Genomic DNA, 16,161 nt, shown 5'->3' with positions numbered 1-16,161 from the left:
GGAAAAAGCAATGAAAACAGAAGATCAGGAGAAAATTGTAATTGTCGGAACCTGCGCGGCCCCATATTGCCGCCGGGTGATCCTGGCCGGGCAGTCGGCGGTTCGCTGCGGTAATGCCCTTTGCTGTAACTATTCATGTCTTAATCAGTACATGTTCGGCGGGGTGCGCCGTGGTTAGCTTCGGATTTCATCCTGTACCGAAGCCCAAGCATAAGCGTAATAAGCCCACCGCCAAGCAGCGAGGAGCTATCAGCAAAGAAGTGTACGCGGCGGCACTGGAGCGTTCCGGCGGCTGCTGCGAGCAGTGCGGTAGCACAAAAGGTCTGCAATGCGCCCACCTACTGCGTCGCTGGCAGATCGAGGGGGAAACCACCGTCAACGATGTCGCCATGCTCTGCGGACCCAGCGTAAACAGCGGGACATGTCACCATTATGTGGACTATACCGCCGGCGGGAAGCAGTGGGCAATCAACAAGCGGGAGGAATTCTATTCCCGAGCTTTCCCGGAAATTCCGGGAAATTCACATAACAACAAGGAAGGCGCTGCCGATGGCTGAAAAAAGAATGCTCTCAAAAGTGATTTCAATATCGGAGAAGGTCAACGAGCTGCCGGATATTTTCGATATGCTTCTATACACCTGGATGATCCCGCATGCGGATGACTTTGGGCGCCTGGCGGGATCACCGGGCAAGATCAAGGCATTGGTGGTTCCGATGTTGGAAAAATCCATTAAGGATATACGCGAATCCCTGCATGTTTTGGATCATCAAGGGCTTATTTTATGGTACGAGGTGGATGGCGAAAGAGTCGTCCAGATTCAGCAGTTTGAGAAGCATCAGCAGGGATTGCATAAGCGAACGCGTTCTAAATTCCCCGACTTTCCGGGAAATTCCGGGAATGTCCAAGAAATTCCCTCTGAACTGAAGGGAACTGAACTGAACAGAACTGAAGAGAACAGAACTGAAGAGAAGAGAAGAGAACAAGAACAGAACGGAATAGAAGGCAGCATGTCGGCTTCGCCCGATGCCGCCGAAGACGAATACCTTTATGGTGGTGGTCCTCTTCCTTCAATCTCTGATGCATTCAGGATGTTTGAAAATGAGGGGTTTGGCACCATAAGCGATATTACGAAAGACCAGCTCAACGAATTTATCCAGGATTACACCGAAAAATGGCTTTGTGAAGCAATGAAAAAGGCTGTATTGGCCGGGAAGCGGAATCTGAGCTATGTACAGGGCATACTCAAACGCTGGAAGTCCGGAGGTATTGACGAACCTTGGACAAAGGACAAGCCGCCTGAGCAGGGGGGCAGCAGGGGATACAGTGGCAAGGCACATATTGAGGTCGTCAAGCCGACAACGGACGGCCCGACTCCCGAGGATATCGCCCTACAGCAGAAACTGCTTACGGAGCTCCAGGCCAAAAAGGAAGCGAAACTCCGGCAAGAAAAGCAGGATAGAGAGGAGGAGCCGGACCATTGAGAAAAATGTGCTCAGTACCTACATGCCAGCTCGATGCCACAACCACATGGGCAACCGTCCCGGTGTGTCACCACTGTTGGGGTATCATCATGCAGGAGCAAGTTGAATATTACAAAGGCAAACTTCAAGAGCAAGATCGTTGCCGTTACATCCGGATTCGCCATCTGACACCGCTCTGGCCGATCCTCCGGAGAGAGCTGGGCTATGGCTGATCAAAACGGATGGTTGTCCCGCTCCGAGGTTGCGGCCTGCGGGCTGCCCGTTTACATCACCGGTGGTCCCGGATGGCGCCCGGCGCGGCCGGAGGGTTGGATATTCCTTCCCCGTTACCGCTGCGCTGAGCTCGGGGCGCACGTTGCAGCATGGGAGCAGCCAGCAGCTTATCTCCACGTTCCGAAGGCATTCCCGCCGCACAGTTATGCCCCGCTGTACTCCCGGAGGAGGGAGCAGATTGACCTTAGCCGTCTGACCGCCGCCGAGAGGGCCGAAGTGGAGCTAGAAACATGATTCTGGTGTGCTTGGAGTGTTCAGCGGACATGCAGGAAATTAAACAGAACGTATTCCGCTGCCCCTGCTGCGGCTGGGGAGCGGAGCAATTAACCATTGAAGGAGGAAATGCATTGAATACAACCCCTATTCCGCCTGAAGTACAGCAAGCCTGGGATACCGTTGCGAGATACTTGGAGCGGCGCCCTGAATTCTCTTTTTCAATCTCTTCCTGGTATAACAGCGGTGAACCTGATGAAAGAGCATCCTACACTATCGAAACCTTTGAAGGTGAACGAATCCAGACGGTTATCGCTTCTGTCGTGATTCATGGAGAGTAGATTGCTGCAGCAGTGACGCATATAGCGAAGGAAGGTGTAAGAGTGAAACCCTCTGAAATGTTATCTCCAGCCGAACAGGAGGAATATATTTTAATCGCTAATACATGTACAAATTATGAAGCCATGTATGGTTGGAAAGTAGGGACAGTATTGAAACGAGTTTCAGTTTGGTACGGATCAAATGGGTGCGGTAAGAACCTGAAACAAGCATATTTTGTTCCTGCAGATTCAAACCGTTGTAGCAGTCACATTGTATGGAGCGACCATATCAAGGGAGTAACTGGGCAGCTAGAGATGGATTTTTAGTTTCCCAGTCCGAGAAAATGATGCATTAGGGCCGGAGGCCTCCGAGACCGACCGAATTACCCAGCGCAGCGGGGGCCGCCAGCCTGTGAACTTATCCCTATAAGGAGGAACATACCCCTATGATTATAAAGACCACACAGAGCCTTACAGCGGCTACAGGACACATCGTATCTGGCGTATCCTTTAGAGCCAAACGGGAGCGGGACGGATACCGGATCAACTTGGGGGAGCACAGCGGCATCTTTGTACCGGGCAACGCAGCGTTCATTTTGAGTGATCTGCAGGATGAACCAGATGGACGCCGCCGCCGCGGCACACGTAATGACTAACCTGCTTGCGAGCTATGAAGAGACTAAGCGGGGGTTGAACAGGAAGCTTGCTCAGTTGGAGAAGGAATTGGAACCACTCAAAGAACGGCTGAAGATAGCTGAGACCAAACAGGAGCGGGACGAGCTGCGGAAGCAAATGGAACCTATTAAGCTGGAGAAGAACACCATAGCGGCCATCGTGAGCGATTTGCAATATAGCATCGAATGGATGGAGACCGGATATCCGCCGGGCTACCGCAGGCCCATGGAGCGGCGCAGCGTATCTCAGCGGACGAAGGTATGGGACCCGCAATGGATGGAGTACCTGACGGCATACGAATTTGAATTCGAAGCTGCCGAGGTTGGTCGTCCATTAACTCAGGAAGAGGAATGGATGATAGAGGATGCCCTGCGGAATCTCTCAGAGCGGGAGCGGCAGTGCTATGTGCTTCATTACGGCTGCAGTTTTTCATTAAGGCAAGTTGGTTTAGAACTAAATTTGAAAAAAAGCGCAGTCCAATCGTACTTACTGAGGGCAAAGGCAAAAGTGGATGAAAACAAAAAAACAAGCCTATTTTTACAAGCATATTGATGGTAGCTTGAATAAAAAAACGAGAGAAGGCGTCCCTTCTCTCGTTTTTTTGCTGTGTTAATTGGTTACCTGTGTTTCTGCATTTGCCAGCACAGTAGTAAACCAACTATCACGGTCATCCCTACTCCGAATGAATTTCCTCTCATGGCACTCATCTGAGCATGAATCCATTTGAAAATAGATGGGCCGAAAATCCCAATAAGGAATAGAGACACCTCCAACAAAAATTTCGCAGATAAGAACCGACTTAGCATAATTGCAACCTCCTATTTATAATTCCTGGGCTCCACGTCACAGTGTCACCCAGGTTTTAGAAGATTGAACTATATTAAGTTGGGTGGCGAAATTCTGCTGGAAAGCAAAATTGTGTGAGGGAGGTTTTTGGAGCTTTAAAAATACTAAGTTGGCGACTTACACTGCGAAAGTAAGTCTTTTTAATTCGTTTTGTTGCTGATGTCAAGCGAATCGAATATTTTTTGGGTTGGATGATTTTTTCTAATATTATCCCGTGAAATTAAAAACGGCTCATCAGCTCTTTCCATTGCTCAAGAATCCTCAGTAGCCGAAAGACTATTAAGCCACGTAATAGTGGCGCGCGAACTGTAACTATATTTCAACTCTCTAATGCTAACTCAACACTCACCTGGACGATTCACCCCTCCCTCACGAGAGATATTATATATGATATTAATTAATATAAAAACACATAAAATCATACTCAATTGATATTGTGCTATACGCTTGCCACTTATAGGTATAAGCTATAAATTATTATAAAATAATAGGAAGATAGAAGTTGAACTCACAGAAGAGTGGTTCTTTTATTGCATAAAGAAAGCCCGGTATCATTCACCGGGCTTGTCTGCTTTAGATTTGCGGTTATATATGCTGGCCGCTTCTCTCCGTTCCAGCACATCGGTCCGGTAGAATAGACGTTCGCGGCCGGTGTCCTTAATCGGCACAAGCTTTCCACTCTGAACAAAATAATGGAGATTCTGACGGCTACAATTCATTATCTCCATTGCTTCAGAGGTGCCGACAACTTCCCGGGCTATCCATTCCGTCAATTCTTCCTTGCTGGAAAAGTTGAACATCACCAACCCACCTTTACCAGGGTGATAATAGTGAGCAGCAAGGCAATGACACTGAAGGCGAAGGCAGTAAGAATAAGGGTTTCATACGTCTTTTTGGTCATATTGACAGCTCCTTTAACCTTAGATTTAAACTATGCTATAATGTGAAGTGAAAGACGCTCTTTATTGTCTCCCTACTTCTCAGCCCCTTGCGGGGCCGAGTTTCGGGCTGTGCTACTTAGAGTAGCACTTTGACAATGGCGATGATCGAGAGGACCAAAGCTAGGAATGAGTTGATCAAAACGATGATTGCCGTCACCGCTTTGATGCGCTCAACTCTTTCCTCAGAGCGTCTTTCGCTTCTTGATTTCAATGTTATCACCCCCTCTCTTCTTTATGTATTTATTATACCATATATTTTTACTATAGTCAAAGAATATATTTGAATTTGTCCTGTCAATTGACGGGGCTTTTTTGTTTACAAGGTTGCTGAAAGTGCTTCCTTGCATAAAGAAAGCCCGGCATCATTCACCGGGCTTGTCTACTTTAGGTTTGCGATTATAGGAACTGACCGACTCCTGCAGCTCCAGCACATCAGAGCGAAGGAATAGGCGGTCACGGCCGACAGTCTTCACGGGGACAAGCCGGCCCTTCTGTACGAAGTGGTGCAGATTCTGCCGTGTGCAGTTCATGATCTCCATGGCTTCCGAGGTGAAGAGGATATTCTCAGAAATCCAATCATTCATTTCCTGCTGGTCTTTAAATGGATTCATCACCATTTGACCATCAGGATGATGAGATTCACAATACTGATTACTAACGCGGCATACGTGGCAAATGAGGTAATCTTTGCTTGTGCGCTCATGTCTCATCACTCCTTAATTATATTTTACGCTTGTGATATACTGAAGGAAAGACGGCCCTTTATTTTCATCCCCTACGCCTTAGCCCCTTGCGGGGCCAAGGTTTCGGGTCTTCCTACTTGGTGAGCAGGATGATGAGGGTGAGGATGGAGTTTATCAGGGTGACGACTGCAATCGTCAACTTGAGGTTTAACTCTCTATCCTCTTTCCGTCTTTCTCTTCGTTTCTTCATCATTATCACCTCCTTATATATACATTATAGCATATTCTTTTACCATAGTCAAAGTATTTCTTCTTGAAGTCCGGTTATTTGATCGGGCTTTTTTGCTGTTCACTAACAGGAAAGGGTGAAGAGAATGGAGTCACTTAAAGCAACGATACAGGTAGACATATTGAACATGCAGTCTGTTAAGGATGCCGTGGAGATCATGCAGGAAATTGTGAATGATGATCGTATTCCGGTCGAGATTCGCGCGCAGTATCAGGAACGATTCGATGCCATCCCGTGGAAGCTTCCGACACATGATGAGTTTGAACAGGAATACAGAGATGTGGCCGAACGTATGCGCGAGTCACGGGAGCGGATGAATAACCGGACATGGCGGCTTATTGGTCAGGAGAAGGATAGGTAATGCCCAGCAAGCCTATGCGGCCCTGTGGGAAGCCAGGATGCAGGGAACTGGTGAGTAAGGGCGGGTACTGTGACAAGCACCGGCAGGAGCGGGAGCAGCGCAGGGGTACGGCAGCAAGCCGCGGCTATGGCCACAAGTGGAGGACAGCTCGGGAAGAATACTTGATGCAGCATCCGTTGTGTGTGGAGTGTACAAGGCTGGGACTAGCAGGGGCAGCGTCACATGTAGACCACATCATCGCCCACAAGGGAGACCCGGCGCTGTTCTGGAATCGTGCGAACTGGCAAGGGCTGTGCGCGCCGCACCATAGCGAGAAGACGGTCAGGGAAGACGGCGGATTTGGACGATAAACTTTAAACTTTTTTATTTGGAAAAATTTTCAGACCCGGGGGGCCTGAAAAAAACTTTTAAAATTAAAATAGCGTAGACCGTCGCCCCCCTTAATGCGTATAAAGTTCCCCACAGAAAATTTCGGGAAGGAGGATTCTGTAAATGTCTGGAAAAAGGCAACCAATTGACCTGCTGCTGTACAAGGGAAAAAAGAACCTGACCAAACAGGAGATCGAGACAAGAAAAAAGCAAGAAGTGAAGGCGCCCGCCGATAAAATCCGGGCGCCTTCTTATTTGTCCAAGGAGCACAAGCGGGATTTTAACAAAATCGCGAAGGAGCTGGAACGGATCGGCATCATGTCGAATCTGGATGTGGACGCACTGGCCCGGTACATCATATCCCGGCAGATGTATCTGGATGTGACGGCCGCGCTGCTGAACCGGAAGCCTATCATGCAATACGAGGTCAAGGAAAACGACGATGTGGACGGCGAGCTGATCCCGAACACGACGACCAAGGAAGCGGCCAGCGGCGTGTATGCAGATCTGCTGCTCAACCAAGACAAATTATTCAAGCAATGTCGGCAAGCTGCGTCTGATCTTGGCTTAACCATTGCTTCCCGGTGCCGGTTGGTGATTCCGCAGGGACCCGAAAAGGGAGAACCATCCGAGTTTGATCAGAAGTTTGGTGATGTATAATGCTGGGCCTGAAACACTGGATGATGAGCTATTGTTACGACGTCATTCATGATGATGTGCCGGCCTGTCAGAAGCATAAGCAGGCGTGTGAACGATTCCTACGGGATATTGACCGTTCCGGAACAAAGGACTTCCCTTATGTCTTTGACGAAGATCGAGCCATGAGATTCTTTGAGTGGATGAACCTTTTCAGGCATACCAAAGGAGTGCTTAAGGGGGAACGGCTTCAGCCCCATGACATACAGGTATTCGTGTTTGGCAATGTCTATGGCTGGGTGAACCCCGCGACCGGCTACCGCCGTTTTCGAAAGGCATACTGGCAGGTGGGCCGGAAGAATGCGAAGTCTCAGACGCTGGGAGCTGTCGCCACCTATGAGGCCATGGCCTTTGGCGAGGGGATGTCTGAGGTGTATATAGGGGCTACGAAGTCTGAACAAGCCAAGATTGTCTATAAGGAAGCTAGGGCCATGCTTGCGGGCTGTCCAGAGCTTAAGGGGAAGTGGCGGGAAGCTTACGGACGTATTACACACACGAAGACAGATTCCGTTATTCGTGCCTTGTCCAAAGAGGACCAGAAGACAGGCGACGGTCTGAACCCACAGGCGGCCATCATCGACGAATATCACGCCCACCTGACCACGGAGATTTATGACGTCCTGGATTCCGGGATGGTGGCCCGGCCGCAGCCCCTGCTGATGGTCATCACCACGGCCGGGGATGTCAGCGGGCCTTGCTATCGCGTGGAATATGATTATGTTTCCCGTCTGCTTGATCCGGCCGACCAAGCCGAGAATGAGCAGTATTTTGTCATGGTCAATGAGCTGGACAAGGATGAAGACGGGAACGTGATAGACGATATCCGGGATGAACGGGCATGGTTGAAGGCGAACCCTATTGCGGCATCGTATCCCGAAGGACTGAACAATATACGGGCGCGTATGAATGAGGCGCTGGAGAAGCCGGAAGCGATGGATGATTTCCTAACCAAAAACATGAACGTGTGGATGGTGACAGGGGAGAAAAAGTACCTGCGGGCGGACCGCTGGAAAGCCTGCGGTGCTTCGGAAGCGAATCCCTTCCCGGAACTTCGCGGCAAACTTGGATATTTGGGCGTGGATTTATCTTCAAAGATCGACTTAACAAGCGTTGGGTTCGTCTTCCCGTTGGAGGATGGGCGTTATGCGGTGCTGGGTCATTCTTTCATGCCGGAAGAAACCTTACTGCAGCGGGAAAAGAAGGACAAGGTTCCTTACAGTCGCTGGGTGCGGGCTGGCTGGCTGACAGCTACGCCGGGCGCGGTGGTGGATTATCGGTTTGTTCAGGCGTATGTCATGGAACAGATCGAGGCGAACGGGTGGAAAGTGCAAGAGAACTGTTTCGACCCGTACAACGCCACTCAGTTCGCGCAGAACATGGAAACAGAAGGATTCATCCCTGTTGAGATCCGGCAGGGGATAAAGACGCTTGGCGAACCTACAAAATCCTTCCGAGATAGCGTCTTGGAAAAGAAAATTATCCATGACAATGATCCTGTCATTGCTTGGGCTTTTGGGAATGCCATAGCCCGGGCGGATCATAATGACAATATCATGCTGGATAAACAGAAATCCCGGCAGCGGATTGACCCCGCAGCCTCTATTATAAATGCCTTTGTTCGGGCGATGTTTGACGCTGAGGACACCTCATCCGATGTATCAGAGTTCAGCAAAGAAGATTTCTTAAAGAAACTATGGGGCTAATGTCTTGGAGGGAGGGGGTGCATGTGTGAGACAGAATTTTTTAACGCGAATGTTTGGTTTTGGCCGGAGCGAAGCGGAAACGCGGAGCTATGAAGTGGGCCTGAATGACCGGAAGCTGCTAGAATGGCTGGGTTTGGATGTGGGGCCGGGCGAAGTCAATATCAAAGGCTGGAACGCCCTGAAGGTGGACACGGTGTATGCCTGCATCAAGGTATTATCAGATGCCATATCCAAGCTACCGTTAAAGGTGTACCAGGAGGACGATTCCGGTATTACAAAGTCTGCCCGCCATTACCTGTATCGGCTGCTGAAGCTGCGGCCGAACCCGTACATGTCGGCTGCGGACTTTTGGAAGGCCATCGAAGCGAATCGGGCCATGGGGAATGCGTATGCTTCAATCGAATTTGATAAGCGGACCGGTAGAGTGGCCGGGCTGTGGCCGATGGATGCCAGCAAAGTCCGGGTGATTGTGGACGATGCCGGGATCTTGTCAGACCCGACGCTGCGGATAGCCTCCCGTCAAACGCGGTTATGGTACGAGGTGGACATAGGCAACGGCCAAAAGCGTAAGCTGCTGCCGGACGAGGTGCTGCATTTCAAGGGAAGCATTACCCTGGATGGTTTAATCGGTGTGCATACCATGGATTACCTGCGAACGTCCGCCGAGAATGCGGCTTCCGCAGGCAAGTTCATCAACAATTTTTATAAGCAAGGACTTCAAGTCAAAGGCTTGGTGCAGTATACCGGTGCGCTGGACGAAGGGTCCAAAAAGGTATTCGTGGATAACTTTGAAAGCATGACATCAGGGTTAAAAAACAGCCATCGAGTAGCTATGATGCCTTACGGCTATCAATTCACGCCGATTTCAATCAGCATGGCCGATGCACAGTTTTTGCAAAATACAGAACTGACGTTTCGACAGATTGCCAATGCCTTCGGCGTCAAAATGCACCAACTCAATGACTTAGCGAAGGCGACTTACAGCAATGTGGAGCAGCAGCAGCTTGCATTCTACTCCGATACCCAGCAGCCGATACTTACCACCTATGAACAGGAACTTTCTTACAAACTTTTCACTGATTCGGAGCTGGACAACGGGTATTACTGCAAATTCAACGTCGATTCCATTCTGCGGGCCGACCTGAAAACGCGGTATGAAGCGCACGCGAAAGGCATTTCGGGCGGATTCCTCACGCCAAACGAAGCGCGGGCAGCGGAAGACAAGCCGCCGATGCCGGGCGGGGATCAACTGGTGTTCAATGGCAACGTCATACCGCTGACTATGGCAGGCCAGCAATACGTGAAGGGGGGTGAAGAAACTGAGCCAGAAGAAGACGAACCCGACTCCGACGAAGGAGAAGAGAGCAATGCCGGTGAAGCTAGAGATCCGGGAGACGGAGGCGACGGAGGAGCAACCGAGTAAGCGGACCATCACCGGGGCGATTAAGTATGAGAGCGACAGCGAGGAAATGCGTGATTGGTACGGCGACACCTTTGTGGAGCAGATTGCAGCCGGTGCGTTTGACGAGAGCCTAGCGGCGCGGGATGTGGTCGGCCTGTGGTCGCATGATACCTCCCAGGTGCTGGGTAATACTAAGAGTGGCACGCTGCGGCTCCTGAGCGGTAAGCAGGAATTGCGCTTCGAGCTGGACCTGCCGGATACTACATCCGGGAATGATGCTTTTGCCATTATCCAGCGCGGAGATGTGGACGGCGTATCCTTTGGGATGCGGGTGACGAAGGATAAATGGTCCTCCGAGACCCGCGAGGATAAAAGTAAGCTCTACAAACGGTCCATCCTGAACGCAGAGCTATATGAAATCTCCCCGGTAGCCTTCCCGGCTTATCCGGCAAATGAGGTTTCCGCCCGAAGCCTGGAGGATTATAAAGCCAGTGAGCAGCGGGCAGCCGACCAGATATTAAAACAGAAAATGTTAATTGAGCTGGAGCTGATCTGATCGGCTCTTTTTGTTTGGCCAAAAACCATTATACGGAGGGTTATAACCTATGAATAAAGAATTGCGGGAGCTGCTGGCGAAGCTGGAGCAGCGGAAAACAGAAGTGCGCTCTTTCTTGGCGCAGGATAAGACGAAGGAAGCGGAAGAGATGATGGATGAAGTCCGTTCTCTGCAAGCGAAAGCCAAGATGCACCAGGAGCTGGAGAATGAGGATCGCGATAATCTGGGCGGCGGCGAAGAATTGGGCGGACGGAATACCGACATGGACAAACGCGAAGATGCGGAGCTGGAGAAGGAGTATCAGAGCATTTTCCTTCGGGGATTGCGCCGCCAAGGGGTGACGGCGGACATGCGGAGTGTGGTTAAGGAATACGAACGCCGCGCCGTGATGAACGAAGGGGAAACCAACCCGGCCATTCCTGCAGGGGATTCGCATTTGCTGGTTCCGAAGGATATCCAAACAAAGATTCATACCTTTATGCGTTCTTTGGATGATCTTTCCCAATATGTTGACGTCATTTCGGTAAATTCTTTGTCCGGTTCTCGTGTAATGGAGAAGATTCAGGACATGGTCCCTTTCCCGGTTATTGATGAATATGCACCAATTCCTGAAATCGACAATCCAACCTTTCAGGATATCGATTACAAGGTTCGGAAACGTGGGGGTATCCTGCCACTGACAAATGAACTTTTGGCCGATAGTGATCAGAATTTGATTGAATATATTACGGATTGGATCGGCCGCAAGGCGGTAGTCACACGGAATGTGCTGATTACCACGCTTGCAAAGACACTTCCGAAAGTGGATTTAGCCAATTTTGGTGACGTTAAGCGCGTTCTTAATGTCGATTTGGACCCAGCAATTAGCCAAACATCCGTGATCATGACTAACCAGGACGGTTATAACTGGCTGGATCAATTGGTTGATGCCCAGGGACGGCCACTCTTGCAGCCGGACATCACTTCACCTACCGGTATGGTGTACAAGGGTCGCCGGATTGTCGTGGTTGCGAATCGGTATTTGCCGAGTGACACCACTACTGGAAAAGCGCCTATCATTATCGGTAATCTCAAACAACTGATCAAGCTGTTTTCCCGCAAATTCTTCGAACTGGCCAGCACGAAAGAGGGTGGCGACGCTTGGAGACGGGATACCACGGAGTTCCGGACTATTATGCGGGATGATATCAAGATTTGGGACCCGGGCGCGGCTGTTTACGGACAATTGGATATTTCAGACGAAGTATAGGGGCGTTTCGCCCCTTTTTTAATCCCATGGCCGGATGAACCGGCAGAAGGAGGCCAACCATGGCGAAAACAACGGAGAATTACGAAGTATTGAAGGTATTCCGGGACAAGGAGACCCAGAAACGCTATATTGTGGGTGCTTCATACCCCGGAGACTCCCCGGAACGTATTGCGGAGCTGCAGGAGGCGGGCTATTTGGCGGCTGAAACGCAGGCACCAGATGCCGTGAAGTCCGCTGAGAAGAAGGGGAAAGCAGGCGAGGTGACGCCGGATGCTAACGACGCTGGAAAAAGCTAGGCTCCTGGGCGTTGATCCGGCAGGCGATATGCCAGATGCGGAGCTGACGGCGCTGCTTACCGTGGCTTCCACAGCGATTGAAGAGAAGTGCCGTCGGAGGTTCAAGCTCCAGCAGTACACCGGGCGCGTGAATGGAATGCGTGGGCAGTATTTGTATCTTCCAAACTATCCTGTGCACTCTGTTTCCATTCACGAAAAGCCTGACCAACCATTTACCGATGTAGAGCCACTGGATAACGGCATATTTTTCCGGTGTTGCGGCTGGCCTGGCGGCGAGCGCGGACTGTCGGTGACCTACACCGCCGGTTACGTGCTGCCGGAGGATGCAACCGATGATAATCCCTCCACCCTGCCCGAAACGCTGGAATATGCCTGTGTACTGATGGCAAAACACCTGCAGCGGGAACCGGGGGTTACGTCCGAGCGGGTCGGTGATATCTCGGTTGCGTATGCGGCGGCGGAAGCTGACATGCCAATGGCGGTTAAAGCGCTGATTGCGCCGCATATCCGCCCGGAATTGTGAGGTGAGACCATGGCGACACCAAGACGCCGGGCAACCTGTGTTCGAGTGCAGGTAACTGGGGATGAAAATTTGAAGAAGTTGACCAAACGAATGAAGGCTATCACAGAGCATCGGGTGGTTGTCGGCATCCGAGGCAGCGAAGAACTGGCGGTAATCGGCATTGTGCATGAGTTTGGTTCCGCGCCGAAGCACATCCCAGAGCGTTCCTTTATACGAACAGGGAAAATTAAGTCCCGGCCCATCATCAATAAAATTGTTAAGGCCGGAGTGACTGAAATCGCCTTTGGCCGTAAGACGCCGCAGGAGCTTTATCAGGAGATTGGCGAGGCTGGTCTGGAAAAGACCCGCGCAAACTTTGAACGGATCAAGCAGCCACCCCTCAGCGCTATCTATGCGAGTCACAAGCAGGGGCGTAAACTGCTGCAGGCCGAGGAACTGCGCTTGAAAGAGGCACTGTCCTGGTCCGTCATTGCCCGCGCACGAAGGGGGCCGAGCTGATGAGGAATTTCAAGTTTGCTGGCGTAGTCCGCAAGTATTTCCGGCCGTATACCCTGGTGCGGGACAGCGGCGGTACATGGGTTAAGGGGAAATGGGTGCCGTCTCCGCCGGAGCGTCTGCAGCGGAGCGGGAGCATCCAGCCGGTCAGCGCCCGCCTGCGGGCCACAGAGGGCGGTGATTATACCGAGACGGACCGTATGCTTTACACAACGGCCGTACACGCCACCGGGGAGCGTATTGATTACCTGGGCGTACAGTACAACGTGGTGGAGTCGCCGGACCGCGAATACTCCGACATTAATCAATACCTGCTGAGAAAGGTGGTCGCCAATGCTTCCGTTTGAGGATATTCGAGTATCTATTGTTGAAGGGTTGGAAGTAGCCACCGGCGGGCTAGTGATCGAGATGAACGGCGGCGGGGATATTCCTCCCGGCGATTTCATGACCTATAGCTTCGTCGGTGGGTTTGGTTCCGCCGGCGGGCAGCCCATCATCACCCAGCAGGACGGGCAGCAGCAGAGACGGGAGGCGGTGACCTTCACCGCCTCTTTTAACTGCTACGCCGATGATTCTGATGTTGCTATGGTAAATGCCATGCGGGCGCGGGACTGGTTCAAGGCGACGGGCCGGGAAGTTCTTAAAGATACGCTGGATGTGATTGTGATCGAGATTGGGGAAATACAGAACCGGGATATCAACATAGGCGAAGAGTGGGAGCGGCGGCAGGGGTTTGATGTCGAGCTTCGAGCGACCGACCTAGTGATTTCCGATTTGACCGGCTGGATCGAGACAGCAACACCAATACAAAGGAGTGATTATGTTGAGCATTAGTGATGTAACAGTAACCATTGCCGTTCTTAAGCCGACGCCTATCCTGGGTGGATTCGGCAAGCCCTTGATTTTGGGCAGCAGTACGGCAGGTAAAGACTTCAAGAATTACGCGGACATCGATGCGGTGAAGGCGGATTATCCGGCCAGCACCGAGGAATACAAGGCGGCTTTCGCCCTGTTTGCCCAGAAAAATCCGCCTGCAGAGGTGGCAATTATCTCCCGCAAGACCGGAGCAAGCCCGGTAGCGTTGGTGGATCTGCTGCCGACCTTGTTTCTAAAGGATTGGCACTTTCTGCTCACCACTACAACAACGGTTGAAGACCTAATCCTGATTGCGGATGCCGTAGAGGCTGATAAGTCTCGGCAGTTTGTGGCCCGGACCAGTAGTAAGGCAGATCTGGCGACCATCAAAGCAAAGGTATATGACCGCACAGCGGTGATCTATCACACAACCGTCAACAACTACCCTGATGCTGCGTGGGTGGGAGCGGTCGGCAGCCTACCGGTGGGCAGTGTAACATGGAAAGGCTGGACGCTGGTTGGCATTGCTCCAATGGATATCGACGCTTCCGAACTGAATGCCATCCATGCACTGGGCGCTAATACCTACGTGACCAAGGCCGGGACCAACGTCACCAGCGACGGCCGGGCGGTTAGCGGGGAGTTCATCGACTTTATCCACTCTCAGGACTTCATTGTATTTTCCATCCAGTACGCTGTTCAGGATCTGTTCAACCAGGCGCAGGCTGCTTTATCTAAAATCCCGTATGATAATCGCGGCATTGCCCAGATTGAGAGCGCGGTGCGGACGGTGCTGCAGCGGGCATACCTGCAGGGCATGATTGCGGCCGATGATGATGGCGTGCCGTTGTACAATACGACATTCCCGCCGCGTTCGCAGGTTGATCCGGCGCAGGTTGCCGCCCGTAACTACCCGGACGGACAATTTGAGTTTGTCATTGCCGGAGCTGTTCACACGGCCGTGATTCGCGGCACAATCAAATTTGCATAGGAGGCGGTACAAGTGGCAGGAGAAGTTAAAACATACGATTCGATGGACGTCACCACGATTGTGGATGGCGTCTTTTTAACAGGATACGGTGAGGATTTGGTGACGGTTGCCAAGGATGAAGAACAGTATACAACAGCGGTGGGCGCTCAGGGGGATGTAATCCGTAACAAGGTGAATAATCCCCTGGGAACTATCACCGTCACCCTGCAGCGGACCAGCCCGCAGGTTCCTTATCTGGATGGACTTGCGAACAGCGGCAAACTGGTTCCTGTTTCCGTTATTTTTTCGGGGACACCAAAAGAAACGAACATTGCGACTCAGGCATATCTCAAAAAGCCCGCAGACCGGGAATATGGCGGCGAGGCTGGCGATAAATCGTATGAGTTCCAGTGCCTTGACTTGTCAATGAACTAAATTCCCAAGCGTTTGGGATTATCACAATTTGAGAGGGGTAATTGAATTGGCAACATTTCAGCAAAAGAAGGTAACAACTAAGTCCGGGAAGGACTATACCTTACAACATCCCGGAGTCCGAAATGTAACCAAGATTACGGACCGGGTCAAGAACAAGCACGGCGTTCCTTCCGACGAGCGTCTGGCAGAGGAAATGCTTCAGCATGTGGTTGTTGAACCGAAGCTACGCCTTGACGATTTTGATTCCTATATGGAAATGACGGAGATTGTCGGTAAAGCCTTTGCCTTCATCACTGGTCAAGACGACGAAGAGCTGGAAGACGATGCCGAGGATCAGTAAGACCGAAGCAATGCGACGTGCCGAAGCGAATTGGAGCCAGTGGCGGATATTGCTGTCAGATATGGGCATTACCTATTCGGATCTGCTAATTATGGATGATGAGGATGTGGCGGAGGCTAACGCGGCTCTGGACATCCACATCAAGCAGCAAAGGGAATTGAATAAGAGCAAGAAATAGACGTCCTTCGG

Annotated in this window: 26 protein-coding genes; 23 read left to right on the top strand and 3 right to left on the bottom strand. The window is 51.2% G+C overall.

What is annotated here, in order from left to right; translation table 11 throughout:
- Positions 1-10: 10 nt before the first annotated feature.
- From NSS83_RS15900 to NSS83_RS15870, 7 genes are all read left to right on the top strand, one after another.
- Positions 11-178: a hypothetical protein gene (locus NSS83_RS15900; protein WP_341348621.1), complete on the top strand. Its 168-nt coding sequence runs from the start codon at positions 11-13 to the stop codon at positions 176-178.
- Positions 171-557, top strand: coding sequence for a hypothetical protein (locus tag NSS83_RS15895; protein WP_341348620.1), 387 nt, complete (start codon positions 171-173; stop codon positions 555-557). The genes NSS83_RS15900 and NSS83_RS15895 overlap by 8 nt, the downstream gene beginning before the upstream one ends.
- Entirely contained in the window at positions 550-1,482 is a 933-nt protein-coding gene (locus tag NSS83_RS15890) for a DnaD domain protein (protein WP_341348619.1), read from the top strand. Before NSS83_RS15895 ends, NSS83_RS15890 begins: the two co-directional genes overlap by 8 nt.
- 536 nt (positions 1,483-2,018) lie before the next feature.
- Positions 2,019-2,309 carry a hypothetical protein gene (locus tag NSS83_RS15885; RefSeq protein ID WP_341348618.1) on the top strand — a complete coding sequence of 97 codons (291 nt, stop codon included), beginning with the start codon at positions 2,019-2,021 and terminating at the stop codon, positions 2,307-2,309.
- Between the two features lie 42 nt (positions 2,310-2,351).
- Positions 2,352-2,615, top strand: a complete 264-nt coding sequence (locus NSS83_RS15880; protein WP_341348617.1) for a hypothetical protein — start codon at positions 2,352-2,354, stop codon at positions 2,613-2,615.
- Positions 2,616-2,734: 119 nt separating this feature from the next.
- Positions 2,735-2,944 carry a hypothetical protein gene (locus NSS83_RS15875; protein ID WP_341348616.1) on the top strand — a complete coding sequence of 70 codons (210 nt, stop codon included), beginning with the start codon at positions 2,735-2,737 and terminating at the stop codon, positions 2,942-2,944.
- A gap of 55 nt (positions 2,945-2,999) precedes the next feature.
- Positions 3,000-3,515: a sigma factor-like helix-turn-helix DNA-binding protein gene (locus NSS83_RS15870; protein WP_341348615.1), complete on the top strand. Its 516-nt coding sequence runs from the start codon at positions 3,000-3,002 to the stop codon at positions 3,513-3,515.
- Between the two features lie 845 nt (positions 3,516-4,360).
- Here the strand turns inward: NSS83_RS15870 and NSS83_RS15865 are convergent.
- The 3 genes from NSS83_RS15865 to NSS83_RS15855 all read right to left on the bottom strand — a co-directional run bounded on the left by NSS83_RS15865 (position 4,361) and on the right by NSS83_RS15855 (position 5,334).
- The gene (locus NSS83_RS15865; RefSeq protein ID WP_341348614.1) at positions 4,361-4,609 is read right to left on the bottom strand and encodes a helix-turn-helix domain-containing protein; all 249 of its coding nucleotides are present in this window, start codon (positions 4,607-4,609) and stop codon (positions 4,361-4,363) included.
- A gap of 217 nt (positions 4,610-4,826) precedes the next feature.
- Positions 4,827-4,961 (bottom strand): hypothetical protein, encoded by a 135-nt coding sequence (locus NSS83_RS15860; protein ID WP_341348613.1) that lies wholly within the window; start codon positions 4,959-4,961, stop codon positions 4,827-4,829.
- A gap of 151 nt (positions 4,962-5,112) precedes the next feature.
- Positions 5,113-5,334 carry a helix-turn-helix domain-containing protein gene (locus NSS83_RS15855; RefSeq protein WP_341348612.1) on the bottom strand — a complete coding sequence of 74 codons (222 nt, stop codon included), beginning with the start codon at positions 5,332-5,334 and terminating at the stop codon, positions 5,113-5,115.
- A 473-nt stretch (positions 5,335-5,807) separates the two neighbouring features.
- On the opposite strand from NSS83_RS15855, the gene NSS83_RS15850 reads away from it, so the two are divergent.
- The 16 genes from NSS83_RS15850 to NSS83_RS15775 all read left to right on the top strand — a co-directional run bounded on the left by NSS83_RS15850 (position 5,808) and on the right by NSS83_RS15775 (position 16,150).
- The gene (locus NSS83_RS15850) at positions 5,808-6,083 is read left to right on the top strand and encodes a hypothetical protein (protein ID WP_341348611.1); all 276 of its coding nucleotides are present in this window, start codon (positions 5,808-5,810) and stop codon (positions 6,081-6,083) included.
- Between the two features lie 50 nt (positions 6,084-6,133).
- Positions 6,134-6,433, top strand: coding sequence for an HNH endonuclease (locus NSS83_RS15845; RefSeq protein ID WP_341348610.1), 300 nt, complete (start codon positions 6,134-6,136; stop codon positions 6,431-6,433).
- 142 nt (positions 6,434-6,575) lie between these two features.
- Complete coding sequence (locus tag NSS83_RS15840) at positions 6,576-7,112, top strand: phage terminase small subunit P27 family (protein ID WP_341348609.1); 537 nt, start codon at positions 6,576-6,578, stop codon at positions 7,110-7,112.
- On the top strand, positions 7,112-8,851 hold the full coding sequence (locus tag NSS83_RS15835; protein ID WP_341348608.1) for a terminase TerL endonuclease subunit: 1,740 nt from the start codon (positions 7,112-7,114) through the stop codon (positions 8,849-8,851). Before NSS83_RS15840 ends, NSS83_RS15835 begins: the two co-directional genes overlap by 1 nt.
- Positions 8,852-8,900: 49 nt before the next feature.
- Positions 8,901-10,274, top strand: coding sequence for a phage portal protein (locus NSS83_RS15830; RefSeq protein WP_341348735.1), 1,374 nt, complete (start codon positions 8,901-8,903; stop codon positions 10,272-10,274).
- On the top strand, positions 10,219-10,809 hold the full coding sequence (locus NSS83_RS15825; RefSeq protein WP_341348607.1) for an HK97 family phage prohead protease: 591 nt from the start codon (positions 10,219-10,221) through the stop codon (positions 10,807-10,809). Before NSS83_RS15830 ends, NSS83_RS15825 begins: the two co-directional genes overlap by 56 nt.
- A gap of 49 nt (positions 10,810-10,858) precedes the next feature.
- Positions 10,859-12,058, top strand: coding sequence for a phage major capsid protein (locus NSS83_RS15820; RefSeq protein WP_341348606.1), 1,200 nt, complete (start codon positions 10,859-10,861; stop codon positions 12,056-12,058).
- Positions 12,059-12,117: 59 nt separating this feature from the next.
- Positions 12,118-12,354, top strand: coding sequence for a hypothetical protein (locus NSS83_RS15815; protein ID WP_341348605.1), 237 nt, complete (start codon positions 12,118-12,120; stop codon positions 12,352-12,354).
- Positions 12,329-12,877: a hypothetical protein gene (locus NSS83_RS15810; protein WP_341348604.1), complete on the top strand. Its 549-nt coding sequence runs from the start codon at positions 12,329-12,331 to the stop codon at positions 12,875-12,877. Before NSS83_RS15815 ends, NSS83_RS15810 begins: the two co-directional genes overlap by 26 nt.
- Before the next feature lie 69 nt (positions 12,878-12,946).
- Complete coding sequence (locus tag NSS83_RS15805) at positions 12,947-13,375, top strand: hypothetical protein (protein ID WP_341348603.1); 429 nt, start codon at positions 12,947-12,949, stop codon at positions 13,373-13,375.
- Entirely contained in the window at positions 13,375-13,719 is a 345-nt protein-coding gene (locus tag NSS83_RS15800) for a hypothetical protein (RefSeq protein WP_341348602.1), read from the top strand. Before NSS83_RS15805 ends, NSS83_RS15800 begins: the two co-directional genes overlap by 1 nt.
- A complete protein-coding gene (locus NSS83_RS15795; RefSeq protein WP_341348601.1) occupies positions 13,706-14,206 on the top strand; it encodes a hypothetical protein in 501 nt (166 codons plus the stop codon). Before NSS83_RS15800 ends, NSS83_RS15795 begins: the two co-directional genes overlap by 14 nt.
- Entirely contained in the window at positions 14,193-15,218 is a 1,026-nt protein-coding gene (locus NSS83_RS15790; protein ID WP_341348600.1) for a DUF3383 family protein, read from the top strand. Before NSS83_RS15795 ends, NSS83_RS15790 begins: the two co-directional genes overlap by 14 nt.
- A gap of 12 nt (positions 15,219-15,230) precedes the next feature.
- Complete coding sequence (locus tag NSS83_RS15785; protein WP_341348599.1) at positions 15,231-15,632, top strand: phage protein; 402 nt, start codon at positions 15,231-15,233, stop codon at positions 15,630-15,632.
- A gap of 46 nt (positions 15,633-15,678) precedes the next feature.
- A complete protein-coding gene (locus NSS83_RS15780) occupies positions 15,679-15,972 on the top strand; it encodes a hypothetical protein (RefSeq protein WP_341348598.1) in 294 nt (97 codons plus the stop codon).
- Positions 15,956-16,150: a hypothetical protein gene (locus tag NSS83_RS15775; protein ID WP_341348597.1), complete on the top strand. Its 195-nt coding sequence runs from the start codon at positions 15,956-15,958 to the stop codon at positions 16,148-16,150. Before NSS83_RS15780 ends, NSS83_RS15775 begins: the two co-directional genes overlap by 17 nt.
- Positions 16,151-16,161: the final 11 nt, after the last annotated feature.

The organism is Paenibacillus sp. FSL H3-0469, assembly GCF_038051945.1.
GTDB lineage: Bacteria > Bacillota > Bacilli > Paenibacillales > Paenibacillaceae > Paenibacillus_AQ.
Note: the sequence above shows the minus strand (reverse complement) of the source record. Positions and strands in the feature narration are given on the sequence as shown.

Excerpts from the sequence above, each read along its gene's own strand:
- NSS83_RS15900 (WP_341348621.1), top strand. The coding sequence starts at position 11 with ATGAAAACAGAAGATCAGGAGAAAATTGTAATTGTCGGAACCTGCGCG.
- NSS83_RS15890 (WP_341348619.1), top strand. The coding sequence starts at position 550 with ATGGCTGAAAAAAGAATGCTCTCAAAAGTGATTTCAATATCGGAGAAG.
- NSS83_RS15885 (WP_341348618.1), top strand. The coding sequence starts at position 2,019 with ATGCAGGAAATTAAACAGAACGTATTCCGCTGCCCCTGCTGCGGCTGG.
- NSS83_RS15875 (WP_341348616.1), top strand. The coding sequence starts at position 2,735 with ATGATTATAAAGACCACACAGAGCCTTACAGCGGCTACAGGACACATC.
- NSS83_RS15865 (WP_341348614.1), bottom strand. The coding sequence starts at position 4,609 with ATGTTCAACTTTTCCAGCAAGGAAGAATTGACGGAATGGATAGCCCGG.
- NSS83_RS15855 (WP_341348612.1), bottom strand. The coding sequence starts at position 5,334 with ATGAATGATTGGATTTCTGAGAATATCCTCTTCACCTCGGAAGCCATG.
- NSS83_RS15850 (WP_341348611.1), top strand. The coding sequence starts at position 5,808 with ATGGAGTCACTTAAAGCAACGATACAGGTAGACATATTGAACATGCAG.
- NSS83_RS15840 (WP_341348609.1), top strand. The coding sequence starts at position 6,576 with ATGTCTGGAAAAAGGCAACCAATTGACCTGCTGCTGTACAAGGGAAAA.
- NSS83_RS15835 (WP_341348608.1), top strand. The coding sequence starts at position 7,112 with ATGCTGGGCCTGAAACACTGGATGATGAGCTATTGTTACGACGTCATT.
- NSS83_RS15830 (WP_341348735.1), top strand. The coding sequence starts at position 8,901 with ATGTTTGGTTTTGGCCGGAGCGAAGCGGAAACGCGGAGCTATGAAGTG.
- NSS83_RS15825 (WP_341348607.1), top strand. The coding sequence starts at position 10,219 with ATGCCGGTGAAGCTAGAGATCCGGGAGACGGAGGCGACGGAGGAGCAA.
- NSS83_RS15820 (WP_341348606.1), top strand. The coding sequence starts at position 10,859 with ATGAATAAAGAATTGCGGGAGCTGCTGGCGAAGCTGGAGCAGCGGAAA.
- NSS83_RS15815 (WP_341348605.1), top strand. The coding sequence starts at position 12,118 with ATGGCGAAAACAACGGAGAATTACGAAGTATTGAAGGTATTCCGGGAC.
- NSS83_RS15810 (WP_341348604.1), top strand. The coding sequence starts at position 12,329 with ATGCTAACGACGCTGGAAAAAGCTAGGCTCCTGGGCGTTGATCCGGCA.
- NSS83_RS15800 (WP_341348602.1), top strand. The coding sequence starts at position 13,375 with ATGAGGAATTTCAAGTTTGCTGGCGTAGTCCGCAAGTATTTCCGGCCG.
- NSS83_RS15795 (WP_341348601.1), top strand. The coding sequence starts at position 13,706 with ATGCTTCCGTTTGAGGATATTCGAGTATCTATTGTTGAAGGGTTGGAA.
- NSS83_RS15790 (WP_341348600.1), top strand. The coding sequence starts at position 14,193 with ATGTTGAGCATTAGTGATGTAACAGTAACCATTGCCGTTCTTAAGCCG.
- NSS83_RS15775 (WP_341348597.1), top strand. The coding sequence starts at position 15,956 with ATGCCGAGGATCAGTAAGACCGAAGCAATGCGACGTGCCGAAGCGAAT.